The organism is Nostoc sp. DSM 114161, from assembly GCF_052692665.1.
Genome location: NZ_CP195141.1, coordinates 7,359,139 through 7,375,551 on the forward strand (window position 1 = coordinate 7,359,139; position 16,413 = coordinate 7,375,551).

Consider the following 16,413-nt stretch of genomic DNA (forward strand, 5'->3'; position numbering starts at 1 on the left):
ATCAAGAGCAAAAGTAAAAAATTAAAAAGTCCCAGTTTTTATGATTCTGGTTTTGTCAGTTGAAAGGAGGGTCGTCCAGAAAATTCATCATACCACTGAGCAAGTTTGGGATAATTCTGCCGCCATTGCAATTGGGGTAGACGACTTTCTAATCCCAGTGCAGAGGCGATGGTGATGTGAGCCAACTTAGGAGTTTGGTCGAGTTTTTCTGATATCTTCTCGAAGTAGTTTAGAATTCGCAAAGTACGTGTTAACTCTAACTCAATTACCCCTGGAGATTGCTCAGTCAAAGGACGCCGTAACTCCCGCACCCAAACAGCAATGCCATCTATAAACCCACCAGCTATGCCTTCAAGTTGCTGTAAAAAGCCATTAGAAATGTCAGCGACTACTTTGATTTCCGGATTGAAGTGATTCAGATAAACGCATATTATCCGGCTTTCACTCAAGATAAATCCGTCATCAGTCGCTAGGGTTGGAACTTTACCTGTAGGGTTGTAATGCAGTAAGTCACTGTTTGGATCTCGTACAGCGACTTTGTGCATTTCAATGCGATCGCCCAGATTCAGTTCTAGTGCAGTTACCCGTGCTATACGTGCGTAGGGAGAATTAGGTGTATAGAAAAGTTTCATGAAAAAGTGCGATCGCTCTTTTAGTAAAATTATCTCGAAGCACCCGCCAGTTCTGGAGATGCAACTTTAGCGAACTGATTTACTGGACGAGGTAAACCAAGATTCTCACGCAAGGTACGCCCCTCATATTCGGTGCGGAATAAACCGCGGCGTTGCAGTTCTGGAATCACCAAATCGACAAATTCATCCAAACCACCAGGTAGCCAAGGTGGCATAATGTTAAATCCATCAGCACCATCGTTAACAAACCAATCTTCGAGCTGGTCAGCAATTTGATCTGGAGTTCCCAGAATTGTCCGATGTCCTCGCGCCCCAGCAATCCATAAATATAGTTGCTTAATTGTTAAATTCTCTCTGCGGGCGAGGTCAGTTATCAACTGCAAGCGACTTTTGCCACCATTGGTATCTGGCAAATCTGGTAGTGGCCCGTCCAACGGATATTTCGATAAATCGTGTCCGCCTACAAGTCCTGAGAGTAGTCCTAATCCTACCGATGGATGAATCAACTCTTGAAGTTGCTCGTACTTCTGTTTCGCTTCCTCCTCAGTTCTGCCAATTACCGGAAATACACCAGGCATAATCTTGAGATGGTCAGGCGATCGCCCGTATTTGCTCAGTCTACCTTTGACACCAGAATAAAAGGCTTGGGCTTCAGCAAGAGTTTGCTGGGCAGTAAAAATTGCCTCTGCTGTTTGTGCTGCTAGTTCTTGCCCAGCCTCGGAAGAACCAGCTTGCACAATCACCGGATATCCTTGGATGGGGCGGGCTACATTCAGCGGGCCGCGTACTGAGAAATATTCACCTTTATGGTTGGGGATATGTAGCTTATCAGGGTCGAAATAAATACCCGATTCTTTATCGCGTAAAAAAGCATCATCTTCCCAACTGTCCCAAAGCTTGGAAGTAACTTCTAAAAATTCCTTCGCTCTTTCATAACGCAGTGCGTGTTCTAAATGTTCTTCTCGGCTAAAGTTTTTCGCTGCGGCTTCAGCAGAGGAAGTGACAACATTCCATCCAGCACGGCCACCGCTCAAGTAATCTAGCGAAGCAAACTTGCGAGCGAGGTGGAAGGGTTCGTCATAAGTGGTTGATGCCGTTGCCACCAATCCGATATGCTCTGTCACTACAGATAGTGCCGATAATAAAGTTAGCGGTTCAAAGTGGACGCTGAATTGTCCCGAACGACTAAAAGCCTCTCTTCCTTGTCCTCGATCCCAAACAGCTAAACCGTCTGCAAGAAAGAGCATATCAAACTTACCCCGTTCAGCTGTCTGTGCCAGTCGCTTGTAATGCTGAAAATTCAGGCCTCCGTCCGCTTGAGAGTTGGGGTGTCGCCAAGCCGCTACGTGATGACCTGAACCTGGTAAAAACGCACCTAGTTTAAGTTGTTTTTTCTGACTCATTTTTTATTTCTACAAAAACTTAACTTATGCTTTTTCAAGTTGGGCATTGGGCATTGGGCATGGGGTATGGGGCATGGGGCATTGGGCATGGGGCAAGCAGGAAGTGTGGGAGGATAGGGAAGAAATCTTTCCCCCCTCTCTCCCCATCTCCCCATCTCCCCATCCCCCCATCTCCCCATCTCCTCCTTAAACCGCGACTGCCTCGCGTCGGTTATATGCAGAAGAGTCACCCTTGATGGCTTGACTTTGTTTACCATCAATACCCACTGGAGTGTCGCCAACAATTGTTACTCGCTGAACGTGACGGGCTTGGTTGCCGTAATCCGCAACTGCGTAGTGTTGAGTAGCGCGGTTGTCCCAGAATGCTACATCACCAACTTGCCAACGCCAACGGACTGTATTTTCGGGACGGGTTACGTAAGCTTGGAACAGTCTTAAAATATCGTCCGATTCGGTTGTTGATAGGCCGCGGAACTGGCGAACAAAGCCACCTATAAATAACCCACGTTCCCCAGATTCAGGATGAACCCGTACTACTGGGTGAAGCGTTTCATATACCGTCGAGGTGAAAATGGCCCGTTGAGCCTTTACGTCTTCAGGAAGGTCAAATCCAGTTGCATAGTCATAGGCATTGCTATGTACTGCCCAAAGTTCATCTGCAAGACTACGCAGATGACTTGGTAAATCTTGGTACGCAGTCACAGAGTTGCCCCAGATAGTATCGCCTCCAACTGGAGGAATGACCAGTGCCCGCAAGATAGAGCCAAGGGGAGGACGGTCTACAAATGTTACATCAGTGTGCCAACTGTTGGCGCGGGAAGTAGTTTTGCTGTAATTCAAATCCAGAACTTCTGGGTTGTCTGGAAGTGAGGGAACAGTAGGATGAGCTGTAGTGACTTCACCGAAACGGCGAGCGAAAGCTACCTGTCCATTAGCATCGAGTTGATGTTGATCGCGGAAGAAAATTACCTTGTATTCAACTAAAGTCTTGCGAATATCACTGATAACTTCGTCGCTGAGGTTACTACTCAAATTAACGCCAATGATTTCGGCACCGATACGTCCAGCAACTGGTTTGATGTCAAAGTATTCGGAACTCATCTGTTTTTTTCTCCTAATTTGTTATTAAAGGGCATTGGGCATTGGGCATGGAAAGAGGACAACGAAGACAAGGGGGACAAGGTAGGAATCTTTCTCTCGGAAGTTCTCAGCGCCGGAAGCCGGCGCACCCTGCGGGAAGCAAGCTACAGACTTCTCTCCTTGTCTTCCCCCTCTCCCTTGTCTCCCCATCTCCCTAAACACCAGGCGTAGAACCACCATCAACGAGAATTTCTGCTCCTGTAATCGATGCGGCAAGGTCAGAAACTAAAAATAGAGCCAAGGATGCTATTTCTTCTGGCTGAGCAATTCTTTTTAGAGGAATGTTTTGAATGGTTTCTGCCTTGGCTTGTTCTACGGTGATGCCGCGTGCTTGGGCATTTTGTTGTGCCAAGTGTTCGGCTCGTTCTGTGGCGGTAGCACCAGGTGAAATGGCATTGATTCGGATATTGTATTGGGCTAACTCTTTAGAAATTCCTCTAGTAAAGTTGAGTAGTGCGGCGTTGGTCGTACCACCAGGAACGAAGCCAGGGCGAGGTGTCCGTCCTGCACCACCGATGATGTTAACTATGCGTCCATCACCTCGATTTTTTTGATGGGGTACAACGGCTCTGACTAGGCGAATATAGCCCAATAGTTTTAAGTTCCAAGCATCCAACAAAACATCGTCGGTAAGTTCGAGGAACGAGCCGGCACGAGCTGAACCGGCGTTATTGATCAAAATATCAATCTGACCAAACTGCGCCAGAGTCGTTGAAACAACTTTCTCAACGTCTTCGGCCTGAGTCAAGTCGGCACTGATGGAGATGACTTTTGCTCCTGGTGTGGGTAGCGACTGAATGGCACTGACCGCATTTTCTAGGCGTTCTGGGTTACGAGATGCGATCGCCACATTCACACCTTCACTATACAAAGCTTTGGCGATCGCTAAGCCAATCCCCGCACTTCCTCCTGTAACAATCGCTGTTTTACCTGATAGTTTTAGTTCTAAGCTCATACCATTTTTGATTTTTGATTTTGGATTTTAGATTGAAGATAGCGTTACTGAATCTGGGTTTACTTAATCCATCTATCACAATCATTTTTAAAATTTCAATTACAAGCAAAAATTTTATTTTTCCCAAATTAATTATTTTTATAATTTAAATAGCTTCATCCCGAACCAATAATATTGCTGATTGAGAACCTGTATTATGAATGTTGAAAATTACTCGGTTTTCCTCAGATGTACAGCCTATAAGTATCTTAGTTTCTGTATCCCTCTTTTCTAAGTCAACACTACAAATCAAGGCGGTGACTGCTTTACTAGGCAAGCTTCCTAGCCAGACATCTATTTCCGCTTTATCTCCTGACCGAGTACCTTCCAAATATCCATAATCCAAGGGATAAATAAAAGATGGGTAACGTGGATGTGATGTGCCTTTTCGACGATCTATTTTGATGTTACTGGCAGTTACAAGCTGGTCTAGTTTTAACCAAAATTCAGTATAGTTCGTAGTTCCTAATTCGTAATTCATAATTATTATCCAACGGTTCAAATTAGGTGACTTCAAATAATAAAACAATTTGTTTAATAAAAGTATTGATTACGAATTACGAATTATTCACTAATACTCAATTGGAAACGTGCAATACAGCCTTGCCAGGAAAACTCCTATCTAGTAATTTTTGGGCTACATCAGCTATTTCTGTCCAAGAAACTTCTAAATCGATGTGAGGACGCAGCTGACCTGCTTCTACTAAACTCAAAAGGCGTTTTAGACCCACTGATGCTGATTCAAATCTCAGTTCATCGAACAGACGTAAACCATATAAACTCACGCTACCAGTCCCAAAAAATTGAGCAGCGTTGAAGGTCACTTCTGCTCCCCCAGAGACTCCATACAGCACAGTTTTTCCATCCTGAGCCAATAAGCCAAGAGCTATACCCAAAGTCTTGCCGCCTACTGACTCTACAATCAGATGATAGGGGCCATATTCCCTTGCCGATGATAGGTCTTCACCAATTACTACCGACTGTGCCCCTGCTTTTTTGACTAAAGTCTCATAGCCAGCTTGACGAACGTGTGCCACGACTTCCGCCCCTGATAGTCGTGCCAGTTGGATAGCAAAGTAACCAACGCCTCCTGATGCACCTGTAACCAAAACAGGCCTACCTAAAAGTGACCCACCTTTTAGCACGGCATGATAGGCAGTTAAACCTGCCACAGGCAATGTGGCAGCTTCAGCAAACGACACTGATGTCGGTAATTCTGCTAGAGCGTTGGTGGGAACAGACACAAGTTCTGCCCAAGCACCACTGCGGCGTAAGCCAACTACACGCGCTCCTTGGGGAGGCCCCGACCCATCAATGGCAGGAGTTTCGATGACACCAGCCAAGTCCCACCCAGGTTGCCAACCAGCTTCAGCAGTAGTTGAACGTTTGACCTCTCCCCGATTCAACGAAATCGCTGATACCCGCACTAAAGCTTCATCTGAAGCAGGCTGTGGTGCAGTCACTTCACTCAGTGCCAAACGCCCTGGCACATTGGGGTCAACAATCACAGCACGTATTTTGCTCATAAGGTTGCCCTGGCTTAGAGGTTAATTTCTAGATCGTTGGTTCACAATTTAGCGCTTGCAATAGATCGATTTGATAAGTTACTTATTCTTTCTTTAATATCTAAACTACGATACGGATACCGAGTTACCGTAGTTTTAGTACGTAAAAGGAAAATTATCACAGAAAACTATAACAATCAAGCACCTGGCGAAAAGATTTGTATCATCAATTTAGTCTCTGTTAATTTCTTACACTACTGGGGAATGGCTTCGCCAAGGGGAAAAGTAAAAGGGAAAAGGTTAAAGGTTAAAGGGAAAAGGAATAAATTTAATCTTTGCCTTTTTCCCCTTTGCCCTTTTTCCCAATTCCTAGTCCTCTTTACACTGTGACTTTCGTACCGTCAAATTTAGTAAAGGTGAATCCACTGAATCGTTCGTTATAACCGAGTCTTTCATCCCTAAGAAGGCTAATAGCAACTTGTTCTCCCAAAGCTAAAGCTGCTGAACCATCGGAACGCCAATGAATACCACCGTTACCGCGACCAATGGCATAGTTAGTTGCTAGTTTATTTAACTCACCACCTACGGTTAGAGGCGGGCCGCTGTAGGAAATTACTTTTGTGGGGTCATTGGGGTCAGGTATGACTGGGTTGGGGATAACATAGTTCTCGTCAAAGAATGCTTTTAGGAGTGTGACATTGACAGCAGCAGTGGCCGCAGCACCACCGGTATAGGAGGAATGGAGAGGTGCAGCTTCTGGATATGCTTGAGGTAACAGATAAGTACCGAAGGTTTTGAAGGTGGAAGCTAAAGCTTCTGAATTTAAGACTTCAGGATGAATCGGATACTGGGTATTATTGACAATATTGTTGTAAACTAGCCCGCCATACGCTTCTGGGCGGAGAATGCGGTGTACATAATATTTCTGCCAGTATGATGCTCTAATCACACGCGAACTACCCAAGTTCAGCAAGGCTTGTAATTGTCCGACGGCAAAGGTGGCATTAGAACCAGCTTGGGTCAGGGAATTAACGTAGGGATTGCCTGGATTCAATGGTGCGGCGATACTACCAAGAATTAAGGAGGCTCCTAGGTACGTAGGGCCGCCAATATGAGCATACTCACCTAAATCGCGAACCGTGACTATGTAACGGTTAATCGGATCGTAGTTAATTGATTTGCCTGAACTGCCTCCATTTTGAATAGTCAGCCATTCATTGAAATCGATGAGGAAGTCATTACCAGGAAGAGCAGTACGAATTAGTGGCGAAACAGACTGGGTTCCCCAAACAATAGTCCGCAGGAGAAATTGTGAGATGTAAGGGCTGTCTAGTACTCCTGGGGGAATAACATATTTTACATTCTCACCAGAGCTATCATTGGGTTTGATATAGTTGACGCTACCACGAAATAAAGTTTGAGGAGTCACAAGGCCATTTTGTTTTGGGCCTCGGAACGCCGAAAGCTTATTCAGGTCTGCGACGGCTGCCAAAACTTTTGGATTGTTTGTATTATTTTGGAACTCGGAATAAGGTACATCACGTAGTAAGGCTTGCCAGTAGAGTTCAACAGCTTCAGCAGCCCTTTGTGCGCTTAATAGTGCCGGTGGTGGTGGTACTGCTATCTGGGCTGCATTGATGCCTTCTAAGCTAATTGCCAGCGGCCCTTGAGGATTGACTAGTTTTCTAGCGCCACCCAAGATAATTTTTTCAAAATCATCTGGGTTTTGCGTTGTCAGTGCTTTGGTCAAGGAGTTGTAAGCTTCCAACTTGACTTCACCCCGTGCATCGTGGGGTAATCCCCTGCTGTCGGAGCCAATTTTGTTGGCATAATATCGCCTCTCATCTCCATTGGTAGGATGCGGTGGGATAGGAATATTTTTTTCGAGTGTTGCTGCTTCAACACGCACTTGATAAGCTTTATTAACAAACTTCTGATAGTTGAAGTTTAGTTTTCCATCAGGCCCGGAAGGATTAGTGGCTTGGGCAATATTCCCTCCCTTTTTGGAGGAAACAGTTGAACCTAAAACTCCTCCAACGGTGGTGGCGGCTGTAAATAAACCGATACGCCCCAGAAATGAACGTCTGCTACGGCTAAAAAAGAAGCGTCTGCCACCTGAACTAGCTACAGATGGTTGTTTTGGCTGCTTTATTTCGCTCTGAGTTTGAGCATCTCGATCGGAATTTTGATAAGAATTAGGATCTATTTGCATCTGAAGATGTCTCCACTGGCAAAAACAATACAAAAATTTAGCCGTGAGTGAATCAATGAGTCGTTTCAAGTCATCTGCACCAGAAGTCAGAATTCACGAGTCAAACATACTTTATGTCTGGGCTTCACTAACTTGAAATTTGCTGTATTTGAAACACTCACCACTTGAAGGAGAGAGTAATTTTAGCGAATTTGTTATCAAACTTGGAGCTACTTTACTAGAAAGTAATTCGCACTCTTATACTGTTTCACTTTAAACTTGATACAAATACCTTGGTAAAGGCACACGGCTGTGCGCCCTACGGTAGATCTATATGTATCAGGATTTTCGTGAAATGGTATTAGTTATAACTATGGGCATTTAGTTATGCTATTCAAGGCTCGATCGCATAACTCTTACACTTCTACAGTTTTCAAATCAATAGCATATGCTGTGGTTCAACCTATCGCTGCGACCGCACAGATGGAACCACGATCTTTTTCCAGTTATAGAAACAAAATACTGTAATGCTATCGATTTACCGTTGTTTGCAGTTGTTAAATCAGACTTTCTCACAAACACCTGTGAAAATCAAGTAGTTTTGACAACAATTTAGGTATTAATCTGAGTTTTCTTTAAAAGCAAAGCTGTTTCTGAAGGCAAAAGGCAACAAGCAACGGTAATTAAGGATTGCTTATTATCTAAAGTCTATCTTCTATTGCCTATTGCCTTTGACTATGTAACTATGCCCATGTCTACATAAATTGGATGTACTATTCTTTTAATCGTGCCTAGTTTTCTACTAAAGAAATATGCTCCTACAATGCAACAAGCACCACCAAATAATAAAGCATTGGTGACACCGATGCGATCGGCTAATCCTCCAAAGAATAAATTGCCGAAAGGTAGAACTCCTAAAAAACCCGTTGTAAATATACTTGTTACTCTACCTCTTTTATTTTCATCAACAATAATTAGTTGTAGAAAATTACTAATTGAAGCTAGAGTTAAACTAGTATTCATACCTATAATAAACATAAACACTAGACATATTTCCAAATTTTCGATCCGAGAAAATACGATTAATGATAAACCTAAAATTGCCGCCGATCGCGCGACAATATCTTCCAGCCCTATGGCTTGTTTTCGGGAAACAAGATAAATTCCTGAGACTATAGAACCAAGTGCTGAAGCCGTCATTAAAAATCCCATAGTTTTAGCATCACCGTTCAAAATTTCTTTGGCAAAAATAGGCATTAAATTTACGTGGGTCATTGCCATAAAACAAATAACAATTTGTAGAGCTAATACAGATTTTATCGGTAAAAACTCATATGCAAAAACAAAGCCTTCTTTGAGATTTTGCCAAATATTGGCTTTTTGTGATGAGTTTCTGAGAACAGGCTTTACTTGAATGGTTAAGATAGCAGACAAGAACGGCAAATAGCTAATACTATCTACCAAAAAGCAGGAAGCGGCTCCAGAACTTGCAATTAGTAAACCCCCAATCATCGGACTGACAAACTTAGCAGTGTTAATTAAGAAGGAATGGGAGGCCATAGCACTGTAAATATCTGCTTTTTTCTCTACCAGTCTGGGAATAATTACCTGACGTGCTGGTAAGTCAAAAGCTTTGACTGTTCCTTGAAGCGTACCAATAATAATAATCCAGGTAACAGTGATGCGATCGCTAAGAGTTAAAAACGTTAATGTAGAAGATAAAACAATAGATGTTAGCTGCGTAGTTAGTAAAACATATCGTAAGTTCCACCGATCTAATAGTACTCCTACTAAAGGCGTAATAACCAAGCCCATAGCTTGATTTGTAAATCCAGCTATACCTACTAAAATAGCTGAATTTGTTAATTGATAAACCAGCCATACTAAAGCAATTTGCGTCATCCAAGAACCAAAAAAAGATAAGCTCTCCCCAATAACAAAACAAGCAACATTTGGAGATTTAAGCGCAGATGGAAGTTCAAAAGACACAAACTTAAATTTGTCTTTTGGAAAATTTTCTCTATTACTTGGTAACATCAGCTTTTCCCTGTTTGAAAATGTTTGTAACGATGTGTTGACACAATTAATACGCCATTGACATAAGCGCATCATCAATCCCAGATTAGGCGTTTAATTCTTTACTAAGTTCGCTAATTACCCGATGCGTATATAGTCTCGATAATAAAAAAGACAGCAATTTTATCCTCTTGTTATCAGGAACATGAGGAATTTGGAAGACTTATACAAAGTCCTCAGAATGTTTTTGATAAAGCTCCGCTTGGCTTGTACATCGCAAGCCCCAAGCAATAGTTAACTTTGCTTAATGTTAGATTAACAGAAAGTTTGTATCCTTAGTATCTGCCTAAAAAAAACTCACCAACACAATTAATGCACAGTGAGTAAGCATCATATCATGTCTGTTAAGTAACGACAATTATCGCAGGACAAGGATATGAGGCAATACGGTTGAGTTAAGAAAATTTATCTGTTAAGGCAGGCAGTTAGGGTGTACACACATGTGTGTAGGAAACCAAAATTTTCGTAGATCCTCCTAAATCCTCCTTAAAAAGGAGGACTTTGAGGGTTTTTGCCCCTCTTAAAAAGGGGGATCAAAAGTCTGCGGGGCAACTTTAGAAGACTTGCGCGTAACCGTAGGGCAGGCAGGGGAAGAAAAAGTATTGTTGAAAATGACTCTTTCTCCCCGTGACCTGCACAGCAATTTTGGGTTGGTCGAGTATTAGCCAACGATTACCCAGTACATCCCATCTGGTGCAATTAATCCAAAAGAAGGTTCGGCAAATTCGTTAAGGACGATGGATGTAACGTTAGTAGCGTTGCTGGCGATGACGCGTTGATGAAAAGCGGCAATATCTTCAACTTGATAAGTGAAAAGGCTTATGCCCAAAGAACCTGGTTGAGCGTATTCGCGGCGATCGCTCGTAGGATAAAGTGGACTATAAACTTGAAAAACTCCGACATTGGTTTTTGGTGAAGCGAAAACCGACAGATAAAATTCTTGCCCTTCATCAAGCATCAAAATCTGGCGAGTTGAGGGGTTTTTATAACCAGATAACTTGGGGTTATTTTCTGATGGCACAAGTCCGAAAACCTCTGTGTAAAATGAGGTGAGGCTATGGTCAGAAGTAATGAAACTTGAGTGAGTCCCCTCGCTCACTAATAGCCCAGAATCACGATTAATAGTACCGTAACCAGGGCGGTCATAGTTATATCGCTGGAAAAATGCCTGTCGTGTCTCCTTGCCAATTACAAACATTTCCCTGACACCAACAAAGCGGTTATATAATCCCGTACCCACATTACCAACAAACTCGATGCCGCGCACTGGTTCGGTATAAATCCAGTCTCCACCGTTCGCTTTGTCATCAGCAAAAGCATCGGCGATCGCATAAATATCTTGAGTCAAAGAAGCAAACCAGCGGCTACCCTCCACCACTGGCAAGGTATCACCTAAGCCTTCATTGCGCGGTTGTTTCCACCACATTACCCGCACCAATCCATGATTCGATGAGTTGCCATTTTGCAGTCGCAGCGATGTTAAATCTGAGTCATGGCCGTAAAGTAATTTTGCCTGTTCTGCGGGAAATTCTCCCCTCTTGACCTCTCGATAGCCGAATTCATTCCAATATTTTAGAGTAGCTTCAATATCCTTTGAGCCAACACAATTTTCAAAAATCCCACTAATCATTGTGATTTACCTGATAACTACAGAAAATTTAGATTATTTAGTTTTGATTCTGGTAAGAGCAAGAATATAGTTTCGACTTTGGTTTGTAAATCCTGTTCTGAAAATAAAGAAACTCACCAAATACTAAGAATGTTTTAGCAGTTTAGCGAGTATAAAGTTAGGGATATTGAAGATTGAAAATGAGGTTGTAACTCAAGTTGCTAGTTTGAGGCGTCTGTAATTCCACCAGTTTTGGATTAAAAGCCTTAATTACAAACCTGTTAAATAAAATTACAAACAGTATTATTTATCCAATTTGGTATAATTTTTAGCCATAAATAATTACTCGTTACCTTACAGCACTTTTCATTTCGATGGAATACATGCTTGAATGCTAAATTCTCGTAAGGGCACAACAATGCTAAAGCCCCTACTGTGGTCTATTCATCTGCAAATTACCTTAACTTTTGGCTGCTACTACTTGCTGGTCTCGTCGTGCTACTTCTTTTCGTACTAAAGGAATAACATCACGGCCATAAGCGATCGCATCTTCTAAAGGATCGAAGCCACGAATCAACAAGGTAGTTACACCAGCATCGTAGTAATCAATTAAAGCTTCTGCCACTTGTTCTGGCGTACCGACTAATGCTGTGGTGTTACCGGCTGCACCTGTAGCTGCGGCGATGGGCGTCCATAGACGCTTATCGAAAACTTCTTTTTGGGCTGCAAAATCCAGCAGGCGTTGTGACCCTACCGCCTGGGGTCTAGCTGTGGCAGCAATTTTCGCCCCTCCGCGCAACTCTTGAATTTTTGCCAAAATGCTATGCGCCTTTTCCCAAGCTTCTTGTTCTGTAGCCCCAAGGATCGGTCGCAGCGAGACGCTAAAGCGAATCGAACGACCGGGGGGTAAGGCGGCACGAACTTCAGCGATGCGTTCTTTAACTGCGGCAATTGGTTCGCCCCACAAGGCATAAACGTCACTGTGTTTTGCTCCCACTTTTACTGCTGGACTCGATGCGCCACCAAAGTAAAGCGGGATATGGGGTTTTTGTAGTGGCTTGATTGCAGAGAAAGCATCCTTGAGGCGGTAGAATTCGCCTTCATAATCAAAGGGAGTATCACTCGTCCAGGTGCGACGAACAATTTCTAAGTATTCATCAGTGCGGCGATAGCGGTTATCATGATCTAACCAGTCACCATCTTTTTGTTGATCGACATCGCTACCACCAGTAATGATATGTACTGCTATGCGACCGTTGGTGAAATGGTCAAGAGTAGCTGCCTTGCGGGCTGCTAGAGTTGGTGCGACAAAGCCCGGTCTGTGAGCAATCAAAAAGCCCAATCGCTCGGTTGCAGCCGCAGCAAAACTCGCTACAGTAAAACCATCAGGGCTATTAGAACTATAGCCAATTAATACTTTATCAAAGTCCGCTTGTTCGTGGGCTTTGGCAAATTCACGAACATAAGCCGGATCGATAATGTCATCGCCCAAGGTGCTTGTTGTGCTATTTAATTCTGAAGCAGGTTTTGTCCGAATTAATCCAATAAACTCAACTGGCATAGTTTCTCCTGGGAATAGGAAGTGGGGAGGATCTTAAAGCAGGGAAAGAGTTTTGGAAGTTCTTAAATTATCCCGCAACTATGCAACGCCACCGTCAAATCATCCACATTTATGCAACGCCACACTTTACTGTTTGTAGCGATGCGATCGAATTTGATTGCATATACCTGTAAGTTGCTGGATTTATCGGTGTATTTTATATACTACCATGAACGCACAGATTAGCGATCGCCAATTTTGATACTATTCCCCGAAGATGTTGCCATTTGGGCATTCAACATAGAGAAAAAAGTTGCATCTAAGGCTGCGGCGATTTGGACAAATACTTGGCTTGTTGTTGAGTTAGGGTCAGCAAGTGTTAGGGGTTCCCCTGTATCCCCCCCCTGACAGATGCGGGGATCGATGGGAACTTCTCCCAAAAGTGGTGCTTTGAGTTCATCTGCCAATTTTTGACCGCCGCCATTACCAAAAATCGATGTTTGTTCGCCACTACTATTGATGAAATAGCTCATATTCTCAATAATGCCGAGAACCGGAACCCCCACTTGGCGAAACATATAAATATTGCGGCGCACATCGGAAACTGCAACTTGTTGGGGAGTCGTTACTAATATTACTCCGCAAATTGGGCTTTCTTGAACAATGGTGATTTGGGCATCGCCAGTACCGGGAGGAAGATCTATTAATAAATAATCTAGTTCTCCCCATTCAACTTCGTGGATAAACTGGGTAATAATTTTGTGTAAGACTGGGCCGCGCCATGCTAAAGGACGATTCGGTTCTGCTAAAAGTCCCACAGACATAACTTTAATGCCGTAAGCCTGCAAAGGTAAAAATCTCTGACCGTTGGGAGTATCAATAACTTGAACTTCAGATTTACCCAGTCCCAGCATTTGCGGAACATTTGGGCCATAGACATCAGCATCTAATAGACCAACTTTAGCACCAGATAATCTCAGAGCAGTAGCTAAATTAACTGCGGTTGTAGATTTACCAACTCCCCCTTTGCCACTGGAAATTGCTAAGGTGGTTTTTACCCCTGGAATGGTGCAGACTTGAATGTAAGCTTTTTTGCACCATGATAAGAGTGATAATACTGTTTTAATTTCTGCTTCTAATTGCTGCTGGCGAGAACCAATATAAAGACGTAGGTAAACGTAGTCATCAACAATACGCAGATTTCGCACCATTCCCAAGCTAACGATGTCATTTTTTAGGGTGGGTTCGATGATTTGCTTGAGAAGTTGGACGACTTCTTGCTGACGGGCGATTATTAGGGGATCGGAAGGAGAAGCTTGTAGTTGTTGATGTGATGATATAGAGTTATGCGCCATAATTTTCTGTATGCGATCGCAATCAGTTCTGTTGTTGAATCTTGTCAATTGCCCGTTGCGCGTAAATAGACACATCCCGATCTGGATCATCTAGTGCTTGTTTTAAGGCATTCAAAGCATTGGCATTACCTAAATTACCAAGGGCGATCGCTGCTTCTTTTCGCACATCAGAATATTCATCTGTTAACGCTTCAATCAATGCAGGTAACAAGTTTTCATCTGGCGTTTTTTGTAATACCTGGATAGCAAATTTTCGCACTTGCCAATGTTCATCTTTAAGGGCAATTTTCAAAGCTGGAATTGCTTCGTAATTAGCGTGAATTGCTAGAGATTTCGCCGCATTTCTTCGCACTTGCCAATCAGCATCAGAAGTCAGTGCTTGCGTGAGTAATCCTACAGCTTCTTTGTCTGCTAAATGACCTAAAGTTAAAGTAGCTGCACGCCGCACATTCTCATCGCGATCGCTCATCAAAGACAATACTGGCGGACATATTTCCACCTGATTTAAATAGCAAACAGTTGTTACAGCAGCTTCACGTAATTGGCTATTTTCTGATTCAAAAAAAGACAATACCGCAGGTAGAGACTGAACATCATGAATCTTGCGTAACAAAATTAGTACGTTAAGATTCAAGTTGATATCTTCTTGCTGTAACGCATCTAGCAATAACAGCAAATGGTCTGCGGTAACTAATTCACCTAAAGCTGATAATGCCTCGCTGCGAATTTCTGCATCGGGGGAACTGAGAGATTTTAGTAAAGCCGGAACAGCAGCCGGATCGGCAATTTCCCAAAGCGCAGATACCGCTATTTTTTGTACTGCTGTGTTTTCATCTTGTAAAGCTACAATTAACGGCTCAACTGCTGCATCTTCGCCTAAGTGTTGTAAAGATTTTACCGCAACTAAGCGATCGCTAACATCAGGCGATCGCAACATTTCCAACCACTGATTTAATTCCGAATTTGTATCTACAGTCATTGATAAACCTCAGCGCAACAAAAAGGGAATTTGCACAGTAATCGCATTAGTTGGGCATTCTTTTTCACAAGGTAGACAAAACCAACATTCGTCATATTTCATATAAGCTTTCCCCGTCTCTGGATTTTTTGCTAATACATCCAAGGGGCAAACTTCAATACAAGCAACACATTTTTCTAAACATTTAGATTCGTCAACGATTACGGGGACATCTACTCTTTGTGTAATTAAAGCCATATTTTTACCTGTAGTTTAGCCACATTATTTATAATTTTTTAGTAAAAGTCATTGATTGTTTGATATTTGTATAGCCAATTTTTTCATAAAACAAATGAGCTTCTTTGCGTTTAATATTAGAATTTAGCCTGACTCCATCACATCCAAGTAAACTAGCCCATTGTTCAATCTGCTGCATTAAAATCCTGCCAATTCCATGACTTCGATAGTTTTTGTCTACAACTAAACCAAGAATCATAGCTTGTTTTGGCATTACTATTAAGTCATATATATGTCCGTGTACCCAACCAATTACATCATCATTTGCTACAGTTGCAACATAGACGATGTGAGAATTATTATTTTCAATTTGGACAAGACGCTGTTCTATTTGTGTTTTTGTAGCAGGATAGTTAAGTTGCTCAGAAAGAATAGCTATTTGCTCTGCATCTTGAATTTGAGATTGCCTAGTTTGAACTTGCTTGCCAATGGTAAGTTTATTAACCATAATCTTATCTTAGAGGTTGTTTGAAAAGTGATTTGCTGTGATTTTAATTGCGTTGTTACCCCCCTTAGTCCCACGCCACTTGCTACCCTGCGGGAACGCCAAGGGCGAACAAGTCGGCGGAGCCGCCCAACGCAGTGGCTCCCCTTATAAAGGGGGCAAACAAGAAAAATTCGGTTCCCTCCCCTTATAAAGGGGAGGGTTAGGGAGGGGTAAAAAAATATTTGATACATCAATCATGATTTTTCAAACATCCTCTTATGCAGGG

At 42.8% G+C, this 16,413-nt stretch carries 14 protein-coding genes; all 14 read right to left on the reverse strand.

Annotated features, from left to right (window positions below):
- Positions 1 to 38: 38 nt before the first annotated feature.
- On the reverse strand, positions 39 to 632 hold the full coding sequence (locus NSTC745_RS30650; RefSeq protein WP_445634368.1) for a glutathione S-transferase family protein: 594 nt from the start codon (positions 630 to 632) through the stop codon (positions 39 to 41).
- A 29-nt stretch (positions 633 to 661) separates the two neighbouring features.
- Positions 662 to 2,035, reverse strand: coding sequence for an LLM class flavin-dependent oxidoreductase (locus tag NSTC745_RS30655; protein ID WP_445634369.1), 1,374 nt, complete (start codon positions 2,033 to 2,035; stop codon positions 662 to 664).
- Positions 2,036 to 2,221: 186 nt separating this feature from the next.
- On the reverse strand, positions 2,222 to 3,136 hold the full coding sequence (locus NSTC745_RS30660; protein ID WP_445634370.1) for a TauD/TfdA dioxygenase family protein: 915 nt from the start codon (positions 3,134 to 3,136) through the stop codon (positions 2,222 to 2,224).
- Positions 3,137 to 3,329: 193 nt separating this feature from the next.
- Positions 3,330 to 4,130, reverse strand: coding sequence for an SDR family oxidoreductase (locus NSTC745_RS30665; RefSeq protein WP_445634371.1), 801 nt, complete (start codon positions 4,128 to 4,130; stop codon positions 3,330 to 3,332).
- A gap of 145 nt (positions 4,131 to 4,275) precedes the next feature.
- Positions 4,276 to 4,650: a hypothetical protein gene (locus NSTC745_RS30670; protein WP_445634372.1), complete on the reverse strand. Its 375-nt coding sequence runs from the start codon at positions 4,648 to 4,650 to the stop codon at positions 4,276 to 4,278.
- A gap of 97 nt (positions 4,651 to 4,747) precedes the next feature.
- Positions 4,748 to 5,695, reverse strand: a complete 948-nt coding sequence (locus tag NSTC745_RS30675; protein WP_445634373.1) for a zinc-binding dehydrogenase — start codon at positions 5,693 to 5,695, stop codon at positions 4,748 to 4,750.
- 358 nt (positions 5,696 to 6,053) lie between these two features.
- On the reverse strand, positions 6,054 to 7,886 hold the full coding sequence (locus NSTC745_RS30680; RefSeq protein ID WP_445634374.1) for a vanadium-dependent haloperoxidase: 1,833 nt from the start codon (positions 7,884 to 7,886) through the stop codon (positions 6,054 to 6,056).
- Between the two features lie 714 nt (positions 7,887 to 8,600).
- Positions 8,601 to 9,854 carry an MFS transporter gene (locus NSTC745_RS30685; protein WP_445634375.1) on the reverse strand — a complete coding sequence of 418 codons (1,254 nt, stop codon included), beginning with the start codon at positions 9,852 to 9,854 and terminating at the stop codon, positions 8,601 to 8,603.
- Between the two features lie 748 nt (positions 9,855 to 10,602).
- The gene (locus NSTC745_RS30690) at positions 10,603 to 11,571 is read right to left on the reverse strand and encodes a hypothetical protein (RefSeq protein WP_445634376.1); all 969 of its coding nucleotides are present in this window, start codon (positions 11,569 to 11,571) and stop codon (positions 10,603 to 10,605) included.
- A gap of 439 nt (positions 11,572 to 12,010) precedes the next feature.
- Positions 12,011 to 13,111, reverse strand: coding sequence for an LLM class flavin-dependent oxidoreductase (locus NSTC745_RS30695; RefSeq protein ID WP_445634377.1), 1,101 nt, complete (start codon positions 13,109 to 13,111; stop codon positions 12,011 to 12,013).
- 221 nt (positions 13,112 to 13,332) lie between these two features.
- Positions 13,333 to 14,445, reverse strand: coding sequence for an Mrp/NBP35 family ATP-binding protein (locus NSTC745_RS30700; RefSeq protein WP_445634378.1), 1,113 nt, complete (start codon positions 14,443 to 14,445; stop codon positions 13,333 to 13,335).
- Positions 14,446 to 14,467: 22 nt separating this feature from the next.
- Positions 14,468 to 15,424 carry a HEAT repeat domain-containing protein gene (locus NSTC745_RS30705; protein ID WP_445634379.1) on the reverse strand — a complete coding sequence of 319 codons (957 nt, stop codon included), beginning with the start codon at positions 15,422 to 15,424 and terminating at the stop codon, positions 14,468 to 14,470.
- 9 nt (positions 15,425 to 15,433) lie between these two features.
- Complete coding sequence (locus NSTC745_RS30710) at positions 15,434 to 15,661, reverse strand: 4Fe-4S dicluster domain-containing protein (RefSeq protein ID WP_035152298.1); 228 nt, start codon at positions 15,659 to 15,661, stop codon at positions 15,434 to 15,436.
- Between the two features lie 28 nt (positions 15,662 to 15,689).
- Positions 15,690 to 16,148, reverse strand: a complete 459-nt coding sequence (locus NSTC745_RS30715) for a GNAT family N-acetyltransferase (protein WP_445634380.1) — start codon at positions 16,146 to 16,148, stop codon at positions 15,690 to 15,692.
- Positions 16,149 to 16,413 lie beyond the last annotated feature (265 nt).